Origin of the sequence: Streptomyces sp. NPDC090127 (assembly GCF_044746945.1) — a bacterium.
Classification (GTDB): domain Bacteria; phylum Actinomycetota; class Actinomycetes; order Streptomycetales; family Streptomycetaceae; genus Streptomyces.
On sequence record NZ_JBIVDE010000003.1, the window covers coordinates 222,675 to 246,598 of the forward strand.

Here is a 23,924-nt window from a genome sequence, read left to right on the forward strand (position 1 = left end):
GCGCTGCCGGGCCGGACGGACCATGTCGTCGTCGTGGGAGCGGGCCTCGCCGGTCTGTCGGCCGCCCTGCACCTGCTCGGCGCGGGGCGCCAGGTGACCGTGGTGGAACGGGACGTCCAGCCGGGCGGGAGGGCCGGACGCCGGGATCTGGCCGGCTTCTCCCTGGACACGGGTCCGACGGTGCTGACGATGCCCGACATCCTCGACGAGGCGTTCGCCGCCGTCGGCGAGTCCCTGCGCGACCGGGTGGAGCTGATCGGCCTCCACCCGGCCTACCGCGCGATGTTCGCCGACGGCAGCCGGGTCGACGTCCACACGGACGCCGAGGCCATGGCCGCCGAGGTCGAACGGTTCGCCGGCGCGCGGGAGGCCCGTGGCTACCTCAGGCTCCGCGGGTGGCTGACCGAGCTGTACGCGGTGCAGAGGCGGAGCTTCATCGACGCCAACTTCGACTCCCCCGCGCAGCTGCTCACCCCCGACCTGGCCCGTCTCGCGGCGCTCGGCGGGTTCGGCCGTCTCGACCGGGCGATCGGCCGCTTCCTCTCGGACGAGCGGCTGCGGAGGGTCTTCTCCTTCCAGGCGCTGTACGCGGGGGTGCCTCCCTCGCGCGCACTGGCCGCGTACGCGGTGATCGCGTACATGGACACCGTCGCCGGGGTGTACTTCCCGCGCGGGGGGATGCACGCGGTGCCGGCGGCGATGGCCGAGGCGGCGAAGCGGGCGGGGGCGCGGCTGCGGTTCGGCGAGCCGGTGCGGGAGCTCGAACGGGTCGGGGGCCGGATCACCGCCGTCGTCACCGAGCAGGAGCGGATCCCCTGCGACGCGGTGGTGCTCACCCCTGAACTTCCGACGGCCTACCGGCTGCTGGGCCGCGGTCCTCGGCGCCCGGCCAGGCTCCGTCACGCGCCCAGCGCGGTCGTCCTGCACGCGGGGACGGACCGGACGTGGCCGCAGCTGGGCCATCACACGATCTCGTTCGGCGACGCGTGGTCGGGTACCTTCCGCGAACTCACGCGGACGGGACGGCTGATGAGCGACCCCTCGCTGTTGATCACGTGCCCGACGGTCACCGACCCCTCGCTGGCCCCGCCGGGCCGGCATCTGCACTACATCCTGGCGCCCTGCCCGAACACCGAGGTCGGCCCGAGCGCCGTGCACTGGGGAGAGCTGGGGCCGCGCTACCGCGACCGGCTGATCTCCGAGCTGGAGCGCAGGGGACTGGAGGGGCTGGGCGCCTCCATCGAGGAGGAGTCCTTGGTGACCCCGGCCGGCTGGGCGGCGTCGGGGCATGCCGCCGGCACCCCGTTCTCGGTGTCCCACACCTTCGCCCAGACCGGCCCGTTCCGCCCGCGGAACCTCGTGCGCGGCGCCGAGAACGTCGTGCTCGCGGGCTGCGGCACCACTCCGGGCGTGGGCGTACCCACCGTACTGATCTCCGGGAAGCTGGCCGCCGCGCGCGTCACGGGTGGAGCGGCGCCCCGGCCCGGCCGGGGCGGACGGACCCGGCCCACGGACCGGCAGGGTCCGCTCACCGCCCCGCTCGGCGAAGGGGGCGGGACATGACCGCCCGCGAGCTCGACGCGGCGGGCGTCAGGGACCCCCGGCTGCGAGCGGCCTACGCGGCGTGCCGGCAGCTCAACGCCCGCCATGGGAAGACGTACTTCCTCGCCACCCGGCTGCTCCCCGTCGACCGCCGCTGCGCCGTCCACGCGCTGTACGGCTTCGCCCGGCGGGCCGACGACATCGTCGACGACCTCGGCGCGGACGCCACCACGGCCCAGCGCGGAGCGGCTCTCGACGCGCTGGAGGCGGACTGGCACACGGCTCTGCGCGGCGGAGCGGCGCGGGACCCGGTGGTCGTGGCCGTCGCCGACACGGTGGTCAGGTACGACATCGCCCGACGGCATTTCACGGACTTCCTCTCCTCGATGCGCACCGATCTGTCCGTGCGCGACTATCCGACGTACGCGGATCTGCGGAGGTACATGCACGGCTCGGCGGCGGTCATCGGTCTGCAGATGGTTCCGGTCCTCGGGACGGTGGTTCCCCGTGAGGAGGCGGAGCCGCACGCGGCGGCGCTCGGCGTGGCGTTCCAACTGACCAACTTCCTCAGGGACGTCGGGGAGGACCTGGACCGGGACCGGGTGTACCTCCCGGTGGATCTGCTGGGCTCGTACGGGGTCGACCGGGAACTCCTCCAGTGGAGCAGGCGCACCGGGCGCCGCGACTACCGGATCACGGCTGCGCTCGCCGCGGCCGCCGCCCTGACCCGCGAGGTGTACCGGGAGGCGGAGCCGGGCATCGCCCAGCTCCAGCCGGTCTCCGCGCCGTGCGTGCGCACGGCGTTCGTGCTGTACGGCGACATCCTGCGGGTGATCGAGGAGGACGGCTACGCCACCGTCCATCGGCGGGCGGTCGTCGGAGGCGGACGCAGGGCGGCCGTGGCGCTGTCCGGTCTGGCCCGGGCGGTGGCGGCGCGGCGGCGGTGGAAGAAGCAGCGCGCGGACCTGCCCCTGGCCGGCGGCGAGATCGGTGTCCGCGACGGTACGAGGGGTGGGGCGGCGTGACGGGTGGACGGGGACCGAACGGCGGGCGGATTCCGGGCGGCGGCGGGCGGATTCCGCTGCGGATGCGACGCACGCTCGTCGCGTGGGAGCGGCAGCGGCCGACGTGGCGGGATGCGCGGCCCTCCTCGATCGCCGGCGCGCTCGCCCGGGCCCGGGCCCGCTCCTCGGGCAACTGGTACGTCGTCGCGGACAGCCGCCACGTCCGCCGGGACCGGCCCCTCGGGCGCCTGGTCGCGGGCGTCGAGGTGGTGCTCTGGCGGGACGAGGGCGGCGCGGCCCACGCGGGCCCTGGTGCCTGCCCGCATCTCGGCGCACCGCTCAGGGACAGCGCGGTGCGCTGCGGGACGCTCGTCTGTCACTGGCACGGGCTCGCCCTGGACGGGCGGCCTTACGCGGGGTGGGAGCCGTGGCCCGTGCACGACGACGGCGTGCTCGTGTGGGTACGGCTCGACCATGTCGGCGGCGAACCGGCCACCGAAGCGCCCGTGGTGCCGGTGCGACCCCCGGCCGGGGGCGCGATCAGCGCGGTGTACACGGGAGTGGGGGCGTGCGAGCCGGAGGACGTCGTCGCCAACCGGCTCGATCCGTGGCACGGCGCCTGGCTGCACCCCTACTCCTTCGTCGACCTGGAGGTCGTCTCGGTTCCTGGAGAGGGGGCGACGGACGACGAGGACGAGCTGGTCGTCGACGTGTCGTTCAAGGTCGCGGGACGGGCGGTGGTTCCCGTACGGGCGGTGTTCACTGCGCCGGAGCCGCGGACGGTCGTCATGCGGATCGTGGCGGGCGAGGGCACGGGTTCGGTGGTGGAGACCCACGCCACGCCGCTGACCGGTCCGGGCGCGGGCCGGCCGCGTACCGCTGTGGTGGAGGCGGTCGTGGCCGGCTCCGACCGGCGGGGCTTCGCGCTGGCCCGCGCGGCGGCACCGCTGCTGCGCCCGGCGATGCGGGCGTCCGCCGGGCGGCTGTGGAGGGACGACCTGGCCTACGCCGAACGGCGCTGGGCGTTGCGCAGCACCGGCCGCTTCCCGGGCTGAGACCGGCCGTCCCGACATGACGGACAGCTGGAGAGCCCGACACGACCGGCGGCCCCGGCGCGACCGTCGGCCGGAGAGCCCGACACGACCGGCGGCCCCGGCGCGACCGTCGGCCGGAGAGCCCGACACGACCGACGGCCCCGGCGACACCGACGTGCCCGGCGGCCGCCGGGGCTCCGCTCCGACCGGCGGCGCCCGACATACTGGAGGTGTGCCCTTGTCATCCCGTGTCGCGCCCCGGCTGCGGGAGCGGGCCGGTGAGGCCCTGTTGCGTCGGGTCGCCGGCCCCACCGCGCATCAGAAGCGCGCCCGCATCCACGGCACACCCGGGCCACGGTGGTTCGCCCCGGAGCGTCCCGTGCGGGTGGTGCACGCCGACGCGTCGATGTACATCGGCGGGCTCGCCGCCCTGCTGCTCCAGTCGCTGCACCCGGTCGCCATGGCGGCGGTATCGGCCCACTCCGGGTTCCAGGGAGATCCGTGGGGCCGACTCCAGCGCACCAGCACCTTCCTCGCGGTGACGACGTTCGGCACGAGTGAGGACGCCGAGCGCGCGGTGGAGCGGGTACGCCGGGTGCACGAACGCGTCGTCGGCACCTCGCCGGCCGGCGTTCCGTACCAGGCGTCCGACCCCCATCTGCTCGCCTGGGTGCATGCCGCCGAGGCCTACTGCTTCCTGCGCGCCCACCAGCGGTACGGCCGGCGTCCGCTGGACACGGCCGGGCAGGACGGTTACGTGGCCGACCTGGCGCAGGTCGGCCGGCGCCTGGGCGTGCGGCGTCCGCCGGAGACTCACGCCGCGTTGGTGAGGTGCCTCGCCGGCTACCGGCCGGAGCTCCGGGCCACCCCGGAGTCCCGGGCGACGGCGCGCTATCTGCTCGCCCGTCCTCCGCTGCCGCGGCCCGCGCTCCTTCCGTACGCGTTCCTCGCCGCCGCCGCAGTCGACCTGCTGCCCCCGTGGGCCAGGGCCGCGGTGGACGTGCCCTTCACCACCCGCCTCCTGCTGCCGGTGGCCCGGCCGGGGGGACGTGCGATCACCGCGGCGATCCGCTGGGTGACGCCCTCCGTGCCGATGAAGGCGCCTCCGCCCGCCGGGCCGTGACCTCGCGCGTCACCGGGCGCCGGGTCAGCTCCTCGTGGAGAGCCGGGACACCGTGCGCAGGACCGCGGACCGGCCGCGGCGCGGGACGGTCCACAGGGTCTGCCCGCGCAGCCCCCAGCGCTCCAGATGGGCGTTGGCGGCCAGGAACCCCGTGGTCGCGGCGCGCTCCATCAGGGCGACGGGCAGGTCGGTGCGGACGAGGTCGCCCGCCAGGGTGACGGTCGGATCCGGCGTACGGACGGTGGGCCTGTCCCAGTGGCCGCCGACCGCGAACAGGGGGCAGTCCGCGCGCCGTTCGTGACGCTGGTCGACGATCTGCGCCGCGCGGGTCTCCGGAAAGACCTGGTGCAGTTGCGCGCGAAGGTCGCCCGGAGTCACCTCGGGGCCGGCGGCGTAGGCATGGAGTTCGACGACCGAACCGCCCGTCCTCCGTGCCCAGCGGGAGGCTTCCCCCTCCCATCGGTCGAGCACGCTGATGTTGTCCAGGGCCCCGTACCCGCCGGTGCCGAGGAAGCCGGGGCGGTCGGCCCGCACCGGCCGGTCGAGCCAGAGCCGGGAGACGAGGAACGGCGGCGCCGTCCTGAGCCGGCCGACGCGCCCACGCCAGCCCGCGTCGCACAGGGCGGGCGAGCGTTCCACGAGGTTCCGCAGGCCCGCCGTGTCGAGGGCGAGCACGAGGGCGTCGGCGTGCTGAAGACCGGCCGCGGTGGTGACGACATGGCCCTGCCCGGAGGCGGGGGTGAGGCACTCCACGGGTGTGCTCGTGCGGATGTCGACGCCGTGACCGTCGAGATAGCGCGCGAGAGGGTCCCACAGGGACTGGGGGTACGGCTCGTTCGGGACGTCGAAGAGGAGGCCCTCGGAGGATCCAAGGAAGTAGATGTGGAACATCAACGCGAGTTCGGCGGCCGACAGTTCGCGTGGATCGGCGAAGAAGCTGCGGGAGAACACCTCGAAGGCGAGGTGCTCCGCGGCCTCGGGGAAGCGGATCCGGTCGAGGAGTTCGCGGGCGCTGAGGTCGTCGTACCGTTCGTACACCTCGGGCAGGCGTACGTCGAGCAACGGCAGGGCGGCGCCCGCGTTCAGGCGTCCGAGGTCGCGCCAGCCGAAGGTGGGGCTGAGAGCCGCGAACCCGAGCGCGCTCCACGGCGGGGTGCGGGGGACGCGGGCGAAGCTGTCGTAGAGGCCCGAACTGTGCCGCAAGGGGTAGTCGGCGAGCCCGGTGAGCCCTTCGAGGCCGGGGTCGGTGCGCCTGAGCAGTCCTCTGAGGTTGTAGTACTGCCGGAAGAAGGCGTGGAATCCCCTGCTCATGGTGGCGACCGAGCCGTCGGCGAGTTCGGTGGGCCACCCGGCGAGGCGTCCGCCGAGCGTCGCCTCGCGTTCGTAGAGGGTGACGTGGACTCCGCGTTCCGCCAGGATCGTGGCGGCGGCGAGCCCGGCGATGCCTCCGCCGATGACGGCGCAGCGCGGGGCTGGGCCGGTGGCGCGCGTGGCCCCCTCGGGGACTCGTACGACCGCGGCTCTGCGGTCACGGCCGCGTCGGGCGACGGGGGGCCGGTCGGGATGCGTCATCGGTGGTGTCTCTCCTGTGGCGTTGGCTGACGACGGTCAGGTCCGTCGGCGAGCCGTGAAGGGCAGCTCCGCGACGGTGCGAAGCATGGCGCGAACCGGTGTGTGCAGCCCGATCAGCAGGTCCTCGCCCGGGTGGGTGTCGCCGTCGAGGAAGCGCAGCAGACGTTCGGCGGGGACCTGGGCGAAGAGCCGCGTGAAGAAGTCGGGCCCGGCGATCCGTCCCGTGTCGAGACCGCGCAGCATGACGGTGTCCATCGCGTGCGAGCGGAGTGGGTACGCACGCGGGGGCAGGGGTTCCCGTCCGTGGTGCAGCGCCTCGGCGACGGCTTTCGTCTGGCGTTGGACGGCGGCGAACGCGTAGCCGGTGGAGGGCCTGATGGCGCCGCCGGCCGTGCCGATGCGGAAGACGTGACGGCCGGCCCGGCGGGCGTGACGGCCGTCGCTCATGGGGATGGCTCCTCGTTCCACTCCACGGACCTGGAGCGGGCCGAGCCCGAGGACGGCCTCCGTGTAGTGGTGCAGGGCCCGGTCGTAGGCGGCGTCGGTGAGGGCCGCGGGACTGAACTGGGTGTACTCCACCAGTGCCTCGTACGGATCGAGGGGCAGGACGTAGCCGAAGGCGAGCCCGTGGTCCGGCTGGGGGGTGCGGAAGTCCATCAGGTCGACGGTGTCGGGGGTGAACACCGGCTTCTCCGTGCGGACGAACCAGCCCTTGAAGTGCTGAAGGAGGGCCACCCGTGCGCGTGGGGGCACGGCCGGCGGCCGGGAGTCGAAGACCCATCGCGCACGGAGACGGAGGTCGCCGCCGTCGGCGGTGCGGCAGCGGGCTTCGGCGCCGCCGGGGAGGTCGTGGATCTCCTCGGCGACCGCTTCGGTCCGGCGCAGGGAGGTCAGCGCCGGTCGCAGCGCCCGCTCGAAGGCGGAGGAGCGGAGCATCTTGTAGCGCAGATCGCCGATACCGCGGGTGAGGGGCTCTCCGTCGGCGCCCCGGACGCGCAGTCGCTGCCACGAGGTGGTGAGGGCCGCGTCGTAGTCGCCGGGCCCCTTCTCCCAGTAGCACCAGGTGCGTTCCGGGGGGCGCAGTGGCCCGGCGGGCGCGTCGACGAGCGTGACGCGCGGCGCGGGGACACCGGGCGGAGGCCTGAGCAGACGCCACGCCAGGGAAAGGCCGGCGGCTCCTCCACCGATGATCAGGACGTCACTGTCCGGCAACGGATCTCCTCCAGCAGTCCTCGACCTGCCGGACCGTGATCCGTCGCCGGCGTCGTCTGGCGTCAGATGCGTTCCCACCGGACGCGCCGTGCGGATCGCCACGGTGCCGCGTTCGGCCCGATGGGGCCCTTCGTTCACCCACCCGGAGTCTCACGTCTGGGCCGACTGCCTTTCCCGGGAACGCGGTCCCCGATCCGGAAGCCACCTGGAGTCCGGCAGCCGTCTCGCGTCTCCTTCGCGGCGGCAGCCGTTTCCGGATGCACCTCGCGCACCGCGGGGATCTCGATGCGCGAGCCGCGGGGGGACCTCGGTGCGCGCGTGCGTGGGGTGCGCGCCGTGCGTGCGCGGTGTCAGGGGCTGGGGCTGTGCTCGGCGTGTCGCGGCTCGTCATCGCCTCCTCGGGCGAGCGCGCTGGGCCACCAGGCGCGGGGCCCCATGTCGATCACGAGCGCGGGCACGAGCAGGGAGCGGACGACCAGGGTGTCGAGGAGGACTCCGAAGGCGACGATGAACGCGATCTGGACGAGGAAGGCCAGCGGGATCACCATGAGGGCCGCGAAGGTCGCCGCGAGGACCACGCCGGCCGAGGTGATGACGCCCCCGGTCGTGGTCAGCCCGCGCAGGACCCCCTGCCGCGTCCCGTGGGTGAGGGACTCCTCGCGCACGCGTGACATCAGGAAGATGTTGTAGTCGACGCCGAGGGCGACCAGGAAGACGAATCCGTACAGGGGAACGGACGCGTCGGTGCCGCTGAAGCCGAGCAGGTGCTCGAAGACGAGGGCCGAGACGCCCAGCGTGGCGAAGAAGTTGAGCGCGACGGTCGCCACCAGCAGGAGCGGTACGAGCAGGGAGCGCAGCAGCAGGACGAGGATGAGCAGGATGATGCCGAGGACGACGGGCACGATGACGGCGCGGTCCCGTTCCGAGGTCCGCTGCGTGTCGTACTGCTGGGCCGTGTAACCCCCCACGAGGGCGTCGGCGCCGGGAAGGGCGTGCACGCGGTCGCGCAGCCGCTGCACGGTCTCCTTGGCCGCGTCGCTGTCGGCGGCCGCCGACAGCGTGACGTCGACGCGGACCCGGCCGTCGACGACGAGCGGCGCACCGGCGCCGGGACGACCCGACGCGGTGACGGCCGCCGCGGCGGCGACGCCTTCCGTGTCCCGGGCCGCCCGGGTGACCTCCTCGGCGCGGTCGGCGTCGGCGATGACGACCGTGGGGTTTCCCGAGCCGCCGGGGAAGTGGCGGCCGAGGGTCTTCTGCGCGCTCACGGACGGAGCGTCGTTCACGAAGATCTCGTCCAGCGGCACCCCCTGGGCGGAGAGGCCCGGCGCGAAGGCGGCCAGTGCGAGCAGGACGAGCGCGGTCGACACCCATACCCGCCGGGGCGCGCGGTCGATGAGCGCGGCGACGCGACGCCAGAGCCGGTGGCCCTCCGTCGTCGCGTCCGAGGGCTTGGGGGTGGCGGGCCAGTAGACGACGCGGCCCAGCAGGACGAGGACGGCCGGCAGGAACGTCAGCGTGCTGAGTACCGCGCAGGCGATGCCGATGGCCCCCACGGGTCCGAGCGCCCGGTTGTTCGTCAGATCACTGGCCAGCAGGGCGATCAGGCCGAGCGCCACGGTGGCCGCGCTGGCGACGATGGCACCGGCGGAGCGGCGCACCGCCGCGGTGGCGGCGGCCGCGAGGTCGCCCCGGGCGGCCAGCTCCTCGCGGTAGCGGGCGGCGAGCAGCAGGGCGTAGTCGGTGGCGGCGCCGATGACCAGGATCGAGAGGATGCCCTGGACCTGTCCGTCGACCCGCACGATGTCACGGTCGGCGAGCGCGTAGACGATCGCGCAGGCCAGGCCCAGGGCGAAGACGGCACTGACGATGATCACCACAGGCAGCAACAGGCTGCGGTAGACCAGCAGCAGGATCAGCAGGACGGCCGCGAGCGCCACGCCGAGGAGGAGCCCGTCGATCCCGGAGAAGGCGTCGGAGAGATCGGCCTGGCTGGCGGCCGGGCCGGCGATCTGCGCCTGTGTCGCGGGGACCGCCCGCGCCGTCTCACGGACCTGGTCCAGGACGGCCGGCAGCTCCTCCCCGAGATCGGGGGCCAAGGGGACGACGGCCTGGAGTGCCTGGCCGTCGTCCGACGCGAACGCGGGCGAGGGGGTGCCCGCGATCCCGGCGTCACCGGCCAGGCCGGCGACCGCACGCGTGGCGGCCTGCCGCTGGGCGTCCGTCACGCGGCCGCCGTCCGCGGTCCACACGACGATCGCGGGCACGGTCTCCGCTGTCTCGAACGCCTTACGTGCTTCGAGGACCTGCGTGGACTCGGCGCTGCGCGGCAGGAACGCGGCCTGGTCGTTCGTGGCGACTTCGCCGAGCTTGCCCGCGTACGGGCCGAGAGTGCCGCCGATGCCCAGCCACACCACCAGCAGCGCGAGCGGAACGAGCCAACGTGCCCAGCGCGATGCGTTTCCCATGTCAATCCTCACGACGCCGCCCAATGAGATCGACAGCAAAGTATCTCAATCATTGAGAGACTTCTCCTTCGGGTCCCCGCGCGGCGCCGGTGAGGGCCCTGTCCTCTACTTCGGCATGAGGACGGTGTCGACGATGTAGACCGTCGCGTTGGCCGTGGGGACATTGCCGCAGACGACCTTCGAGGAGTCGTTGACGGTGTAGGCCTCGCCCGACCCCTGGGTGGCGACCATGCCCTTCTGGAGGGTCTCGAAGGAGCCGTTCTCCAGCTGCTTCGGCGCGAGCTTCTGACCGACGACGTGGTACGTGAGGATCTTGGTGAGCTGCTCCTTGTCGGCGAGCACCTTGTCGAGGTCGGCCTTCGGGATCTTGGCGAAGGCGTCGTTCGTCGGCGCGAACACCGTGATGTTCTCGGCGTTGTTCAGGGTGTCGACCAGGCCCGCCTGCTTGACCGCCGCGACCAGCGTGGACAGGGCCGGGTTGTTCGACGCGGCCGTGGCGACCGGGTCCTTCGCCATGCCGTCGAAGGAACCCGCGCCGTCCTTGGGCACCGACGCACAGGCCGGTCCGAACGGCCCGGCGGCCGCCTCCGCCTCGGCGGACGGCGTGTTCTCCTGCGTCGCGGAGGCCTCGGGGGCCGAGTCGGACGGGGAGTCACCGCCGGAGTCGGAGCAGGCCGCGAGCGAGAAGGGAAGCACGGCGGCGGCGGCGACCACGACGGCGGCACGGCGGAATCGAAGGGCGTTCATGTCAGGTGTCTCCTTGTGTGTGCGGTACCCGGTGAGCGCCCGGTCGGGCACCGCTTCTCTGTCGACGACTCCCTTGTCGGTGCTCACGAACCAGACTTCGGAGCCGGACGGCCGGCGGATTGCCCATGCGCCCGAACGAGTGAGGAGCCACCTGACGTTTGACGTTCTTCCTGCCCGGCGGCGCGGAGAGACGCACGGCTCCTGATCGGCCGCGTCACCCGGCGCGTAGGCTGATCGCATGGCCGGTACCGATGACGGAGAGACGACGTCACCCCCTCAGCGGGTCAACGGCGACCTCCAGAACTTCGCGGTCGCGCTGCGCCGTACGCACGGGGAGATCAGCCGGGTGGTCCACGGCTTCGCGCTGACCCATGGTCTCCACCCGACCGACGTGGCCGCGCTCGGCATCATCCTGGACAGCCCGCAGCCCCCCACCCCCGGCCGGCTGCGCGAACAGCTGGGGCTGACCTCCGGTGCGGTCACCGCCTGCCTCGACCGCCTGGAGAAGGCCGGCCACATCCGCAGGTCGAAGGAGAGCGCGGACCGCCGCGTGGTGCACGTGCACTACGAGGAGGGCGCGCGAGCCGTCGCCCGGCAGTACTTCCTGCCCCTGGCCGAGGCGACCGCTCGGACCAGGGAGCGCTTCGACGAGCGGGAGCTGTCCGCCGCGCTGAGGTTCCTCACCGCGCTGAACGAGGAACTGGGAGCTGTGCGGACGCCTGAGCGCTGACGGGCGCGGCGCGCGCCCGCACCGCCCTCCGTGCCGCCCACCCTCCGTGCCGCCCGCGTGCCGTGCCCCGCGCGCCTGCGAACGTACGCCGACTCCGCCATCACCCTGCTGGCCCTGCACCCGGAGCCTCCGCAGGGGCTACGTATAGGAGCATGAGCAACGAGAATGCAGCGCCCGACGCGCTGAAGGCGAAACACCGTGCGATGTGGGCGCTGGGCGACTACCCGTCCGTGGCGTCACAGGTCATCCACGAGCTGGGTGCCGCCCTGGTCCAGGAGTGCGCCGTCCAGCAGGGCGATCGCGTCCTCGATGTCGCGGCCGGCTCCGGGAACGCGGCCATCCCCGCCGCCCTCCTGGGCGCCGACGTCGTCGCCTCCGACCTCACGCCCGACCTGCTGGAGGCCGGACGCCACCTCGCGGAGGCGCGCGGTGCGCAGTTGGAGTGGCGGGAAGCGGACGCGGAGGCCCTGCCCTTCGCGGACGGCGCGTTCGACACGGTGATGTCCTGCGTCGGCGTCATGTTCGCCCCGCACCACCAGCGAACGGCCGACGAACTGGTCCGCGTCTGCCGCCCGGGCGGCACGATCGGCCTGATCAACTGGACCCCACAGGGGTTCATCGGGCAGATGTTCGCCACCATGCGCCCCTACGCTCCCCCGCCGCCGCCCGGCGCCCAGCCGCCGCCCCTGTGGGGCGACCCGGACCACGTGCGCACCCTGCTCGGAGACCGCGTGACCGACGTCGACGCCCGTCGGCAGAGGTTGCGCGTCGACCGGTTCGCCCGGCCGGAGGAGTTCCGGGAGTTCTTCAAGACCTGTTACGGGCCGACCATCGCCACGTACCGCTTCATCGCGGAGGACCCCGAGCGGGTCAGCGCCCTCGACACGGCCCTCGACGAGCTGGCCTCGCACCACCTCACCGACGGCGCCATGGAGTGGGAGTACCTCCTGGTCACGGCCCGCCGAACCACCGGGAGCTGAGCGGGGGTTCGACAGGGACGACCGCCTCCGTCCGGCCGTGGCGGCCTGCGCGGCCGGTCAGGGCGGCCGGCCGGACGCTCCCCCGCCGCCGGCCAGGGTGGGGCGGGCGGCTGGGCGGGCCGGGAGCCTGCTCCCGGCGGCGTCGTTCCGCGCGGCGGTGAGTAGTCTCAGCGCGACCTTTTCGATCACCAGGTGAGGAACTCCTCGTGAAGAACAGAGCTTTGAAGACGTTCGGCATAGCGGCCGCGGTGCTGGGGGCCACCGTGTTCACCGCTGGACCGGCGGCCGCGGCCGGCGCGTGGCAGAGCGTGTCCACCAACTCCAACTGGGACTGCGACGACTACGTGGCCCACAAGCTGTCGGTGAACATCAAGTTCAAGACGTGCGTGGTACGCAACGCGAACAACGATGCGCAGGGCGTGCTGGTGGTGCAGAACAGCGGCACCAAGGTGGCCAACATCCGCGGTGAGGTCACGGCGGGCGGGTACACGCCGGGCGGCGCTTTCCGTCACTCCCACGGCACCTGTAAGTTCGCCGACCTCCTGCCGGGCCAGACGCGGGGCTGCTTCGGCTACAACGTGGCGGGCACCGTCAACCTGGACGTGGACACCGCTCTGTGGATGAACGGGTCCGACTCGGACGTGCATCTCTCCCGGGGCAGCAACAACGGCTAGATCTGATCACCTGATCGCCCGTCGCGACGACGACGGGGACGACGTCCCCGGGGGCCACGAGCCCCCGGGGACGTCGCGGTTCGCGAAGGGTCAGAGGTCGCTGTCGATGCCCGTGACGGCCGGCGGGCCGAGGGGGGCGTCGGATTCCTCGATCCCGGCGTCCTTCAAGGCGGCCGCGACCATTCGGGTGGCGTCCAGTTCGGCCTCGTACCGGTCCTTGGCATCGACTTCGAGGCGGATCGAGAAGGTGCCGTCCTCGTTCAGCGTGAGGAGGTCGAGGCCCTCGCTCTCACTCACGTCGGTGTGCTGAGACGCCAGCTCCCGCTGGAGGACCGAGCGCGCGGAATCAGTGATCCCGGAGAGGAACGTGCCGGGAACGGTGATGACGAACGTAGTCATGTCGACTCCTCGCTTGGGCCAGGGCGTGCATGGCGTACTGCTTCCCCCATCTTCCGCGATGAAGCCGCTCGAGACGGCTCCCGACGTGCCCGCACGGTGGTGGGGCTCGCGCCCACCTCCCCGTGTTCGAACGGAACTTCGGGGTATCCGGGCCCTGTTGGACCGGTCCGTCCCCGGATCAGGTCTCCAGGTGATCGTCCCGAAGGAGTGACAGATGACCACGCAGTACGGTAACCATCCCACCGGCCGGCAGCCCCACGGCGGACCCTCGCGCGCGTCGGGCAGCAACGTGCTGAGCATCGTCGCGATCGTGCTGGGTGTGATCGCGCTGCTCTTCCTGCCGATCGTGTTCGGTGTGGTCGGCGTGGTGCTGGGCATCGTCGCCAAGACCGTCCGGCACGAGCGGCTCGCCACCGTCGCCATCGTCGTCAGTGCCGTGGGCCTGGTCGGCGGCATGATCCTCGGCGCCCTCGTCGCCGGCGCGTGAACGAAAGCCCGCACCGACGCCGCCTCGGCCGGTGCCCGGGCCCCAGGCAGCTGGGGTTCGGGCACCGGCCGAGGCGGTTTCGCGCGCGTCCGGGCAATGGCTGAGGCGGTTTCACGCGTGTCCGGGCAACGGCCCGGCCGCTTCCCGCCGAGCCGGTGCCGGGTCAGCCCACCAGGTCCGGTGCGCGGAGCATCTCCGGCGGGACGCCCCACGCGTCGACGAGGTCGACGGCGAGCGGGCGGACCTTGCGGCAGAGGTCGTTCACCTCTCGGCTGATCGCCTTGGAACGCTGGACGGTCAGCCGGCCGTGCTCCATGAACCAGGCCCGGTCGGCCTCGATCGTCGACAGCGCGAACAGGTCGCACAGCAGGGCCAGCGCCACCCGCTCGCCGCCCTCGGGCATCGCGCGCACCTTGTCGACGAAGGCCTCCGTCACCAGCCGTTCGACATGGGCGCGGGCGAGCGCGATGACATGGTCCTGCACCTGGGAGAAGACGGCGCCGGGGTCGCGCTTCTGGTCGATCCCGCGCTTGATCCGGCGGGCCAGGCCGGCGAGCATGTGCTCCTCCCGGAAGCGGACCATGGCGAGCTGGTACTCCGAGTCCAGCAGCCCGGCCTCCTGGTCCCACTCGTCGCCGCCCGGCAGCAGATCGCGTACCCGCTCGAGCAGCTTGTGGGCGGAGGTCCGTTCGAGGACCGTCTCGACGGCGAGGGTGGTGACGTAGCGGACCATGCCGAGCTGGTCGAGGTCCTCGAACTCGCTCGCGTGGTCGGTGAGCAGCCCCTTGGCGACGAGCTGCAGCAGGACGTGGTTGTCGCCCTCGAAGGTGGTGAAGACGTCGCTGTCGCTCTTGAGCGCGGCGAACCGGTTGACGGCGAGGTAGCCGGCGCCGCCGCAGGCCTCGCGGCACTCCTGGACGGTGCGGGTGGCGTGCCAGGTGGCGAGCGCCTTGAGGCCCGCGGCTCGTGATTCGAGCCGGCGTCGGGCCTGCGCGTCGTCCTCGAGGCTGGAGAAGACGTCGTGCAGCTGCGAGCGCACGGCGTCCTGTGCGAAGTGCAGGGCGTACGTCCGGGCGATGAGCGGCAGCAGACGGCGCTGGTGCAGGCCGTAGTCGAGCAGGACCTGCTCCTCGGTGCCCGAGGTCGCTTCGAACTGCCGGCGCCGCACGGCGTACTTCGTGGCGACCGCCAGTGCGACCTTGGAGACGCTGACCCCGGCGCCGCCGACGCTGACCCGGCCCTGGACGAGGGTGCCGAGCATGGTGAAGAAGCGCCGGTTGGGGTTCTCGATCGGGCTCGTGTAGACGCCTTCGGGGCTGACGTCGGCGAACCTGTTGAGGAGCGCCTCGCGCGGGACTCGCACGCCGTCGAACCAGATGCGGCCGTTGTCCACGCCGTTGAGGCCCATCTTGCGGCCGTCGTCCTCGATCCGGACACCGGGCGCCGGCTCGCCGTCGACCCGGACGGGCACGACGAACGCGTGCACGCCCTCGGACCGGCCGTCCACCTCCAGCTGGGCGAAGACGACCGCCAGTTCGGCGTGGCGGGCCGCGTTGCCGATGTAGTCCTTGCGTGCCTGGTCGCCGTGGGTGGTGACGACGAACTCCTGGCGTGCGGCGTCGTACCGCGCGACGGTGCCGAGCGCCTGGACGTTGGAGCCGTGCCCGGTCTCGGTCATCGCGAAGCAGCCCATCAGCTCCCCGGTGATCAGGTCCGGCAGATAGGCGTCGTGGTGCCGTTCGGTGCCCATGTGCAGGATGGCGCCGCCGAAGAGCCCGAACTGCACGCCGACCTTCACCAGCACCGACAGGTCACCGAAGGCCAGCGTCTCGAACGCGGCGATCGAAGCCCCGACGTCGCCGCCTCCGCCGTACGCGGCCGGGAAGCCCATGCCGGTCTGGCCCGTCGCGGCCATCTCGACCACGATGTCACGCACCCGCTCGCGAAAGGCGTCGACGCCGAGCTCCTCGGCCTCCTCCAGCACGGAGGCGTAGGTCGCCAGGTTGTTCCGGACGAGGGCGCGGATCTCGGCGTACTCGCCGTCGAGCACCGCGGCCAGGGAACGGACGTCGATGTCGGGCTGCACGTAGCCGGTCGCCGTGGGCGATGCGTTGTCGAAGGCCATGCGGCACCGCTACCCCGCCGCGAAAGGATCAACCGGGCGCGACGGCCGACCGGGTGGTGGGGCGCGCGGACCCCTGCCGGGCCAGGGAGTGTCCGGACGGTATGGCTGTCCGCCCGCAGAGCCGGGCCAGACTTTCCGGACACGACCTGGATCGCGTCGCGCGTGGCTGCCGTGGCCCCGGGCATGAGGAGGTCCGATTCGGACAGGATGGGACGGGTGATGCTTTCCGACGCTGTGTACCTGGCCATGGGGATCGGTGCGCTCGGTGCGGCCGTGGTGCCCCGGCTCGTCTTCCGCCGGCCGCTGTCCATGCCGATGGTCTTCCTGGCTGCGGGCATGCTGATCGCCGTACTTCCCGTCCCCGCGGTGGAGCCGGAGAGAGATCGGCTGTGGGTCGAGCACGCCACCGAGCTGTGCGTCATCGTGTCCCTGATGGGTGCCGGGCTGGCGCTCAACCGGCCCGTGGGCCTGCGTTCGTGGAGCAGTCCGTGGCGGTTGCTGGGCATCAGCATGCCGCTGACCATCGCGGCGACGGCGACGGCGGCGGCGCTGCTCCTCGACTGGCCGCTCGCGCCGGCCCTGTTGCTGGCGGCGGCGCTCTCGCCGACGGACCCGGTGCTGGCGGCGGAGGTGCGGGTGGGCGAGCCCACCGACGACAAGGACGACGAGGACGAGGTCCGGTTCTCCCTCACGGCCGAGGCCGGGCTGAACGACGGACTCGCCTTCCCGTTCGTCCTCGCCGCCCTCGCCGTCGCCGCGGCCTCCGGCAGCGGCGGGACCGCGACGGACTGGCTCGGCCAGTGGTTCCTCGTCGACGTCCTGGCACGGATCACCGTCGGAGTCGGCGTCGGCCTCGTCACGGGATGGCTGCTGGGGCGCATGTTCTTCCGGGCCCGGCCCTCCGCGCTGCGGCTCTCCGAGCACATGGAGGGGTTCGTCGCCCTCGGGGCCACCTTTCTGACCTACGGCGCGGCGGAACTGCTGCACGGCTACGGATTCCTCTCCGTCTTCGTCACCGCCTGCACGATCCGCGCCGCCGAGCACAGCCACGGCTACCACAACGTCCTGCACGAGTTCACCGAGCAGATCGAACGGCTCCTCACCGCTTTCCTGCTCTTCCTGCTCGGCGGATACCTGATCGCGTACGGACTGCCGGCGCTCACCTGGCAGGGTGCCGTGGTGGCGCTGGTTCTCGTGCTCGTCGTCCGGCCCGCGGCAGGGTGGGTGGGCCTGATCGGCAGCGGCACCGACGTGCGGGAGCGCCTGGTCACGGCCGTCTTCGGGATCCGCGGCATCGGCTCGTTGTTCTACCTGGCCTACGCCCTCGGCCACAGCGACCGGTTCAGCTCCCACGCCCAGCAACTGTGGGCCGTCGTGGCCTTCACGGTCCTGCTGTCCGTGCTCCTGCACGGAGCCGCCGCCACCCCCGTCATCCGCCACCTCGACCGACTCCGCCGCTCCTCCCCTCCACCCCCCTGAGCGGCCGTCAGGCGCGGCGGGCGTGAACAGGCGGTGGTGAGTCGGGCTGCGGCGAGAAGGTGGCGGCAAGCCAGGCCGGCGGCGAGAAAGGTGGCGGTACGTCAGGCGGCGGCGAGTCAGGCCGCGGTGAAGACGTCTGCGGGGGCCTCGTCGAGGAGGAAGCCGTTGTCGAAGCGGACGCGTACCGTCACCCGCTGCTGCTGTTCCTGGTAGGACTGCCACGCCGGCTGGAGGGCGGCGATCCGCTCCTCCAGCTGCTGCCTGCTGGCCGGGGGCATCTGGGGGCCGAAGTCCTCGAAGAGCGACGTGAGCCGTTCGTACTCGCGCGCCTCCTGGCCCTTCTCACGCCCGTACACGTTCACCCGCTCGACCGTGCCCCCCATGCCCGCGCCCAGGGCAAGGAACCCCGCGGCCGGCTCCGCGTCCGCTCCCTGGGAGGATCCGTCGGCCCGGGCCACGTGACCGGTCAGTCTCAGGTCCTCCGCCAGCGTCACTCGTCGGCCCTCTGTGAACGTCATCGATTCTTCGTCTCCGTTCGGTCGGTCGGTCGGAGGGGCCATTATCCGCCGCTCCCCGCCCCACGTTTCGCGAGCGCGTTCACGGATATGTGGGCGTTCCGTAAGGAAGATCGACTTCGGGGAGGGGTCCGGATGAAGGTGACCGGGGAGGACGGAGCCAGGACGCGGCGTGGTCCGGCGAGGATCGGGCGCGACCTGGTGTTGGCGGTCGGGCTCGCGGGGATAGGCGCGGGCGGCCTCGCGCTCTTCCTCAAGACCGCCCAGGTGGCGGGAGATCGGGGATCAGGGGTGCCGGTCGCCGTCCTCGTGGGGCTCGCGCTCCTCGGGGCGCTCGCCGTCGGACTGGCGATGGCCAGGCGGCGTGCGTCGAGCGTCCGAAGCCGCGAGACCCCGCACCTGGTCGGCGCGCCCGACGGCCTGGCGCCCGCGCCGGACGGCCTGGCGCCCGCGCCGGACGGCCTGGTGCCCGCGCCGGACGGTCAGGTGCCTGAGCAGGACGGCCTGGTGTCCGGCCGGGAGGTGCCCGATGTCGGGGCCGAGGCCTTGGATCACGCGGCGGTCGATGCCGACGGCTTCGAGCACGCCGTCGCCGCGCTCTGCGCGCGGGACGGCTGCTCCACCGTGGAGGTGGTCGGTGGAGCGGGCGACCTGGGGGCGGACGTGGTCGCGGTGACCCTGGACGGCCTCCGTGTCGTACTCCAGTGCAAGCACTACGCGGAGGACAACCGCGTCGGCTCGCAGGACCTCCAGCGGTTCGGAGGCACCTGCTTCACCATCCACGAGGCCGACGTGGCCGTCCTCGTGACCACCAGCTCCTTCACGGCGCCCGCCGCCGAGTACGCCGCCACCTGCGGGATCGTCTGTGTGGACGGGGACGGGCTGGCCGCCTGGACCGATCAGCTCGCGCCGCCTCCCTGGGACGCGTTCCGCACAGAGCCCGCCGCTTCGGACCCGCTGACCGGCCAGACGTAGGCCACCGCGCGCGGCGCCGCGTCGCAGCGCCGTCAGTCCACCGGCTCGTCCACGGCGGGGTCGTCATCCCCCTCCTGGCCGGCCTGGCCGCCATCGCCGGCGACGCCGCGACGCCCGGTGCCGGCCACGTCGGTCTCCGGCATCCCGGTGTCGGGCCAGTCCGGTTCGGGTACCGCCAAGGGGTCCTCCTCCCGCGTCGCCTGCTGATCCTGCGGGTCGCGGGGAAGGGGCGCCCCCGTCCGATCGGCATCGTCCTGAGCACTCATGCGGCTCACCTCCTGGCGGCGATGTGTCTGGGTGTCTTCGACTGCTCACCGCTGCGCCGCCCGGCAAACCTCCCGAGCGCGGTCGCGCCCGCGCAGCGCGCACACAGAAGCCCCCAGGAGAGCCTGGGGGCTTCTGTTCCGAGTGGGCGGAAGGCGGCGCGGCGGCGCCTCACGCCCGGAGGAGCCTCTCCGTCACCTCGCGATAGGTCTGCAGGGTGAGCCGGAGTTGCTCGGTGTCAGGGCGCGGACCGTTCGGGTCGCCGCTCCTCTGCCAGCCCGCCTGCAGCGCCGCACGGCGGTCCCGCAGGGAGGCGAGCAGCTGCTGTTCCACCTCTTCGAGGACCCCGGCCGCCTCGGCGACCGCATCGCGCGGTGCGTCGACGAATCCGGCGAGCGCGTGGTGCAGCCGGTCGGCGAGACGGTCGCGTTCACCGCCCCCGAGCAGGTGCCCGGCCGGGCCGTCGCCGTCGACGGTGTGCCCGAGGCCCGTGGCCGACGCCTCGCCCCTGCCGTCCATGCCGCTCCTGTCGGCACCCTGGCTCCGGCCGATGTCGCCGGGCCGGGCCGCCGCCTCCCGTCCGCGAGGCGCGGCGGGGGTCGCGGCGGGAGCGTGCGTACGGCTCCCACCGCTCCGGCCCGCGGCGCCGGGGTCGTCGGACGGGACGGTGGACTGGGGCGACTTCGACAGCGGCATCGCCGGAGGCGGTACGGGCGGCGGGGACGCGGTGGCCCCCTGAGCGGGCGACGGAGGCGGAGGCGCGGTGGCCCCCGGAGCGGGCGACGGGGGCGGAGGCGCGGTGGCCCCCGGAGCGGGCGGCGGAGGCGGGGGCGGGGGTACGTAATGGCCCGCCCGCTGGGCCGGGACGGCCCCGGAAGGAACCTCTCCGCTGCCCGGGTGGGCCGGTCCGCCGGTGGTGCCGTCCGTCGGGCCCGTCGCTTCGTGCCGGCCCTCCGCACGCCTGTCCCGGTTGTCGCGTGCCATTACGCGCCACTTCCCTTCGGATGGAGGAGATGCCCGCGGCTCCGCCCGGACGCCGGGCGGCTTCGGGTGTCGGCGCCGCCGACGTGCCCGCCTGCCGTCAGGTCCTCGAACAGGGCACGGGCGTGGACCAGCGCCTCCCGCAGCTCCTCCGTGGAGGCGGACTCGGAGTGCGCCGCACGGCGTAGCGTGCGCAGGCCTTCCACGTGGTGCGGATGGTGCACCGACAGAGCGGCCAGCTGGTCCTCGCGCCGGTCGGGGCCCGGGAAGCCCCGGGTCGCCGCGATCCGCGTGAGGAGCTGTTCCGCGTCGGCGACGGCCTGCCGCGGCGCGTCGACGAAGCGCTCCTGAAGGGTGGTCCACTGCACGACGTACTGCTCACGGGCCGCCGACTCCAACGGCAGGAGCCGCAGGTGGCCGTGGAGCTCCACCCGCTCGCGCAGGTCGTGGTGGGCGGCCTCGCTGTCGCCGCCGTGTCGTTCGAGGGTGCGGTGGTACTCGGGGCCGAAGCGCCGCTTGAGGGCGCGCGTGCCGCTGCCCGTGCCCGTGGTGCGGGCCCGGAGCAGGACACCGGCCGCCAGTAGCGCCGCGACCACCGCCGCGATGATGAGAACTGTGGTCAGGGTGGACATGACTGCCTTCCTGGAAGGTGACTCCTGGCTGGCTGTTCGTCACTGCTTGTTGAGGCGCGCCTGACGGTTCGGCTTGCCGCTTCTCGTCCGGCCAAACCAGGCGTGTGCCTGGATTGCCGCCGGGGCGGGTGCGCGGACCGGTGGGCGGGATCGGTCGGCACCGGGCCGCGACGGGGTAGAAGAGCGACATGGACAGCTCCTTCTGGGTCATCGTGGCCGTGGTTCTCGTCGTCGCCGCGGCGGTGTGCGCGGCCGTTCTGCTCGTACGCGTCGTCAAGGCCCGCAAGCTGCTGCTGGACGCAGGCGTCCCGTTGCAGTCCAAGGCGCTGTTCTGGGCGGCGGTCCTCTACACGGTCTCGCCGATCGACCTGATCCCCGACCCGGTCTACCTGGACGACATCGGCGTTCTCCTCGTGGCCCTGCGCACGCTGCACGCGGCGGCCGCCAGAAGCGGGGCCGATCGTAGGGGGCAGCTCGGCTGAGTGTCGCCAGGCGATCACGAGGCGGGTTCCGCGGGTAGGAACCCGTCATGAACGAGGACGAGCGTGGCCGGTCCGAGACCGACGATCTGCTGGCGGGGCTGAGTGTGGACGACCGCCGGCCGGAGCAGCCCGTGCTGCTGGACTCGGCCGGAGCCCCCATCCGGACCTGGCAGGAGAACTATCCGTACGACCGCAAGATGCGGCGCGGCGAGTACGAACGCGCGAAGCGGATCCTGCAGATCGAGCTCCTGAAGCTCCAACGCTGGGTGAAGGAGACAGGGGCCCGGCTCGTCGTGATCTGCGAGGGCCGGGACGCGGCCGGCAAGGGCGGCACGATCCAGCGGTTCACGGAGCGGCTCAACCCGCGTGGCGCCCGGATCGTCGCCCTGGACAAGCCGACCGAGCGGGAGACCGGCCAGTGGTACTTCCAGCGCTACGTCGCCCAGCTCCCCACGGCCGGTGAGATCGTCTTCCTCGACCGCTCCTGGTACAACCGGGCCGGCGTCGAGCGGGTGATGGGGTTCTGCTCGCAGCGGGACTACGAACTCTTTCTGCGGCAGTGCCCGACCTTCGAGGACATGCTGGTCGCCGACGGGATCCTGCTGGTGAAGTTCTGGTTCTCCGTGTCGCGCGCCGAGCAGCGCACCCGCTTCGCCATCCGCCAGGTGGATCCGGTGCGTCAGTGGAAGCTGTCGCCCACGGACATCGCCTCGCTGGACCTGTGGGACGCGTACACCGCCGCGAAGATCGACATGTTCCGGGCCACCGACACGGAGCACGCTCCGTGGACCGTGGTCAAGAGCAACGACAAGCGGCGGGGGCGGTTGGAGGCGATGCGCAGCCTGCTGTGGCGCGTCGACTACGCCCAGAAGGACCACGACGCCGTCGGTGAACCGGACCCCCTGATCGTCGGCGCCGCGGACACTCTCCTGGAATCCGGTGAGGAACGCACCGATCTCTCACCCACCCCGCTGGCCGGCGGCAAGGACCTCGGCCCCGGCCTCCACCCGGGGCCGCCCGAGTAACGCCGTGGGCCGGGTAGGGGCGTGGGCCGGGTAGGGCCGTGGGCCGGTAAAGCCGTGGGTCTGGCCTCGGCCGGCCGGCACGAAGAGAAGGGTCGGGGCTGTCAGCGTCGCAGGAGGGCGCAGACGAAGTCCTCCTGGACGGCGCGAACCTTGGCCAGCAGCTCCGGCTTGAGGCTCTTGCTGGTCTGGGTGTTGATCGAGAAGGTCAGGGACCGCTTGCCGTCCGCCGTACCGACCGCGAGCTGGGTGTAGCCGGGGAAGTTGCCGGTGTGGCCGTAGACCGTGCCGCACCGTGTCGTGTAGCGGAAGATGGCCAGTCCCCCCGCGTTGACGCCGGGGCCGGCGGGCTCCGAGGCGGCGCCGGGGATGAAGGTCCGCTGCTGGCGGCGGGTCTCCCGCGACAGGAAGCCTGGGCCGCCGGCCCAGGCGCGGATGAAGGCGTTCAGGTCCTTCGGTGTCGAGACGATGCCGCCGGAGGCCCAGACGCCCGACGCGCTCAGCACCTCGCTGATGTCCTCGGGCGGGGCGGGCGGCGTCACGTCGTAGCCGTGCAGGTAGGGCCTGGGCAGTCGGTAGCCCTGGGGAAGACTGGTCTGCCGCAGGTCGAGGGGCCGGTACACGAGTTTCTCGAGCAGGCGCTCGTAGGGCTCTCCCGTGACCGCCTCGGCCATCAGCGCGACGGCGATGTTGTCGGAGTTCGAGTACGCGTACTCCGACCCCGCCGGGAACAGCAGGCCTTCGTCGGCGACGAAGTCGAGCAGTCGGCGGGAGTCGAACTGATGCCTGGGGTCGGCCTGCAGGATCTCCAGGAACGCCGGCGCCGTGGAGAAGTCCGGCAGTCCGCTGGTGTGGCTGAGCAGCTGGCGGAGCGTCACCTGATGCCATGCGGCGGGCAGGGACGGCAGGAGCCGGCCGATCGTGTCGTCCAGGTCCAGCTTGTCCCGGTCCACCAGGCGCAGGGCGACCGCCCCGCTGAAGGCCTTGGCGACGCTCGCGATCCGCATGTGGTCGGTCGTACGGGGCGGGCGGCCGGTTCTCGTGTCGGCGACGCCCGCGCGGTAGACCGAGGTCCGGTCGCCCTGCCGCAGCAGCGCGATCGCCCCGGGCGGCCCACCGGCCGTACGGACGAGGTCGTCCAGCCGCTTCTGCAGGGCGCTTTCCGCGGGCGGCGGCGGGCCCGAGGCCTGGACGGGTTGGACGAGCGCGGCGAGCGCCGCGGACGCGGCCAGCGTGGCGACGGCCAGACGCCGACGGGCGCGCGAGGGGGTACGGACTCCAGAGCGTGCCGACACAGGGGCTCCTTCACGGTGATGCGCTACGGGCGGACCCCCTGGCTCAGGGGGTCCGCCCCAGCATCGGACGCACCGTCGGGGCCTGCCTGCCCGGTGCTCCATCCGGCCCAGAGGCGGGGTTGCCCGGCATCGTCGGCCTGCCGGGTCGGCTCCCGACTCCGGGTGCCCGCACTCCGCGGGGA

The 23,924-nt window shown here is 72.9% G+C and carries 23 protein-coding genes; 12 read left to right on the forward strand and 11 right to left on the reverse strand.

Going from position 1 to position 23,924, the window contains the following annotated elements:
• Nucleotides 1–3: 3 nt before the first annotated feature.
• The 4 genes from crtI (at nt 4) to ACIPPS_RS12160 (ending at nt 4,703) form a co-directional block, all read left to right on the forward strand.
• Complete coding sequence (gene crtI / locus ACIPPS_RS12145; protein WP_401431368.1) at nt 4–1,563, forward strand: phytoene desaturase family protein; 1,560 nt, start codon at nt 4–6, stop codon at nt 1,561–1,563.
• A complete protein-coding gene (locus ACIPPS_RS12150; protein WP_401430025.1) occupies nt 1,560–2,567 on the forward strand; it encodes a phytoene/squalene synthase family protein in 1,008 nt (335 codons plus the stop codon). Before crtI ends, ACIPPS_RS12150 begins: the two co-directional genes overlap by 4 nt.
• Before the next feature lie 62 nt (nt 2,568–2,629).
• Nucleotides 2,630–3,601: a DUF5914 domain-containing protein gene (locus ACIPPS_RS12155; protein ID WP_401430027.1), complete on the forward strand. Its 972-nt coding sequence runs from the start codon at nt 2,630–2,632 to the stop codon at nt 3,599–3,601.
• A 211-nt stretch (nt 3,602–3,812) separates the two neighbouring features.
• Nucleotides 3,813–4,703, forward strand: a complete 891-nt coding sequence (locus ACIPPS_RS12160; RefSeq protein WP_401430029.1) for an oxygenase MpaB family protein — start codon at nt 3,813–3,815, stop codon at nt 4,701–4,703.
• A 24-nt stretch (nt 4,704–4,727) separates the two neighbouring features.
• On the opposite strand, the gene ACIPPS_RS12165 is transcribed toward ACIPPS_RS12160, so the two are convergent.
• The 4 genes from ACIPPS_RS12165 to ACIPPS_RS12180 all read right to left on the reverse strand — a co-directional run bounded on the left by ACIPPS_RS12165 (nt 4,728) and on the right by ACIPPS_RS12180 (nt 10,702).
• On the reverse strand, nt 4,728–6,275 hold the full coding sequence (locus ACIPPS_RS12165; protein ID WP_401430031.1) for an FAD-dependent oxidoreductase: 1,548 nt from the start codon (nt 6,273–6,275) through the stop codon (nt 4,728–4,730).
• A gap of 36 nt (nt 6,276–6,311) precedes the next feature.
• Nucleotides 6,312–7,487, reverse strand: a complete 1,176-nt coding sequence (locus ACIPPS_RS12170; protein ID WP_401430033.1) for a lycopene cyclase family protein — start codon at nt 7,485–7,487, stop codon at nt 6,312–6,314.
• 350 nt (nt 7,488–7,837) lie between these two features.
• Nucleotides 7,838–9,955 (reverse strand): MMPL family transporter, encoded by a 2,118-nt coding sequence (locus tag ACIPPS_RS12175; protein WP_401430035.1) that lies wholly within the window; start codon nt 9,953–9,955, stop codon nt 7,838–7,840.
• A gap of 105 nt (nt 9,956–10,060) precedes the next feature.
• A complete protein-coding gene (locus tag ACIPPS_RS12180) occupies nt 10,061–10,702 on the reverse strand; it encodes a fasciclin domain-containing protein (RefSeq protein ID WP_401430037.1) in 642 nt (213 codons plus the stop codon).
• A gap of 238 nt (nt 10,703–10,940) precedes the next feature.
• Between ACIPPS_RS12180 and ACIPPS_RS12185 the strand changes: the two genes are divergently transcribed.
• From ACIPPS_RS12185 to ACIPPS_RS12195, 3 genes are all read left to right on the forward strand, one after another.
• Entirely contained in the window at nt 10,941–11,432 is a 492-nt protein-coding gene (locus tag ACIPPS_RS12185) for a MarR family winged helix-turn-helix transcriptional regulator (protein WP_401430039.1), read from the forward strand.
• A gap of 152 nt (nt 11,433–11,584) precedes the next feature.
• Nucleotides 11,585–12,412, forward strand: coding sequence for a class I SAM-dependent methyltransferase (locus ACIPPS_RS12190; protein WP_401430041.1), 828 nt, complete (start codon nt 11,585–11,587; stop codon nt 12,410–12,412).
• A 206-nt stretch (nt 12,413–12,618) separates the two neighbouring features.
• Nucleotides 12,619–13,086, forward strand: coding sequence for a hypothetical protein (locus tag ACIPPS_RS12195; RefSeq protein ID WP_401430043.1), 468 nt, complete (start codon nt 12,619–12,621; stop codon nt 13,084–13,086).
• Nucleotides 13,087–13,176: 90 nt separating this feature from the next.
• Here the strand turns inward: ACIPPS_RS12195 and ACIPPS_RS12200 are convergent, their stop codons facing one another.
• Entirely contained in the window at nt 13,177–13,485 is a 309-nt protein-coding gene (locus ACIPPS_RS12200) for a hypothetical protein (protein ID WP_401430045.1), read from the reverse strand.
• Nucleotides 13,486–13,699: 214 nt separating this feature from the next.
• Between ACIPPS_RS12200 and ACIPPS_RS12205 the strand changes: the two genes are divergently transcribed.
• Nucleotides 13,700–13,972: a hypothetical protein gene (locus tag ACIPPS_RS12205; protein WP_401430047.1), complete on the forward strand. Its 273-nt coding sequence runs from the start codon at nt 13,700–13,702 to the stop codon at nt 13,970–13,972.
• Between the two features lie 163 nt (nt 13,973–14,135).
• On the opposite strand, the gene ACIPPS_RS12210 is transcribed toward ACIPPS_RS12205, so the two are convergent.
• Entirely contained in the window at nt 14,136–16,097 is a 1,962-nt protein-coding gene (locus tag ACIPPS_RS12210; RefSeq protein ID WP_401430049.1) for an acyl-CoA dehydrogenase, read from the reverse strand.
• Nucleotides 16,098–16,316: 219 nt separating this feature from the next.
• On the opposite strand from ACIPPS_RS12210, the gene ACIPPS_RS12215 reads away from it, so the two are divergent.
• Complete coding sequence (locus tag ACIPPS_RS12215) at nt 16,317–17,576, forward strand: cation:proton antiporter (protein ID WP_401430051.1); 1,260 nt, start codon at nt 16,317–16,319, stop codon at nt 17,574–17,576.
• A 116-nt stretch (nt 17,577–17,692) separates the two neighbouring features.
• Here the strand turns inward: ACIPPS_RS12215 and ACIPPS_RS12220 are convergent, their stop codons facing one another.
• The gene (locus tag ACIPPS_RS12220; protein WP_401430053.1) at nt 17,693–18,094 is read right to left on the reverse strand and encodes a hypothetical protein; all 402 of its coding nucleotides are present in this window, start codon (nt 18,092–18,094) and stop codon (nt 17,693–17,695) included.
• Nucleotides 18,095–18,226: 132 nt separating this feature from the next.
• On the opposite strand from ACIPPS_RS12220, the gene ACIPPS_RS12225 reads away from it, so the two are divergent.
• Nucleotides 18,227–19,066 carry a restriction endonuclease gene (locus ACIPPS_RS12225; protein WP_401430055.1) on the forward strand — a complete coding sequence of 280 codons (840 nt, stop codon included), beginning with the start codon at nt 18,227–18,229 and terminating at the stop codon, nt 19,064–19,066.
• A 32-nt stretch (nt 19,067–19,098) separates the two neighbouring features.
• Here ACIPPS_RS12225 and ACIPPS_RS12230 read toward each other — a convergent pair whose 3' ends face one another.
• From ACIPPS_RS12230 to ACIPPS_RS12240, 3 genes are all read right to left on the reverse strand, one after another.
• Entirely contained in the window at nt 19,099–19,332 is a 234-nt protein-coding gene (locus ACIPPS_RS12230) for a hypothetical protein (RefSeq protein WP_401430057.1), read from the reverse strand.
• Between the two features lie 169 nt (nt 19,333–19,501).
• Complete coding sequence (locus tag ACIPPS_RS12235; RefSeq protein WP_401430059.1) at nt 19,502–20,026, reverse strand: hypothetical protein; 525 nt, start codon at nt 20,024–20,026, stop codon at nt 19,502–19,504.
• A 287-nt stretch (nt 20,027–20,313) separates the two neighbouring features.
• Nucleotides 20,314–20,943 (reverse strand): hypothetical protein, encoded by a 630-nt coding sequence (locus ACIPPS_RS12240; RefSeq protein ID WP_401430061.1) that lies wholly within the window; start codon nt 20,941–20,943, stop codon nt 20,314–20,316.
• 188 nt (nt 20,944–21,131) lie between these two features.
• On the opposite strand from ACIPPS_RS12240, the gene ACIPPS_RS12245 reads away from it, so the two are divergent.
• Entirely contained in the window at nt 21,132–21,425 is a 294-nt protein-coding gene (locus ACIPPS_RS12245; protein WP_401430063.1) for a YkvA family protein, read from the forward strand.
• A gap of 47 nt (nt 21,426–21,472) precedes the next feature.
• Nucleotides 21,473–22,450 carry a polyphosphate kinase 2 gene (gene ppk2 / locus ACIPPS_RS12250; protein WP_401430065.1) on the forward strand — a complete coding sequence of 326 codons (978 nt, stop codon included), beginning with the start codon at nt 21,473–21,475 and terminating at the stop codon, nt 22,448–22,450.
• A gap of 101 nt (nt 22,451–22,551) precedes the next feature.
• Here the strand turns inward: ppk2 and ACIPPS_RS12255 are convergent, their stop codons facing one another.
• A complete protein-coding gene (locus tag ACIPPS_RS12255; RefSeq protein ID WP_401430067.1) occupies nt 22,552–23,742 on the reverse strand; it encodes a serine hydrolase domain-containing protein in 1,191 nt (396 codons plus the stop codon).
• Nucleotides 23,743–23,924: the final 182 nt, after the last annotated feature.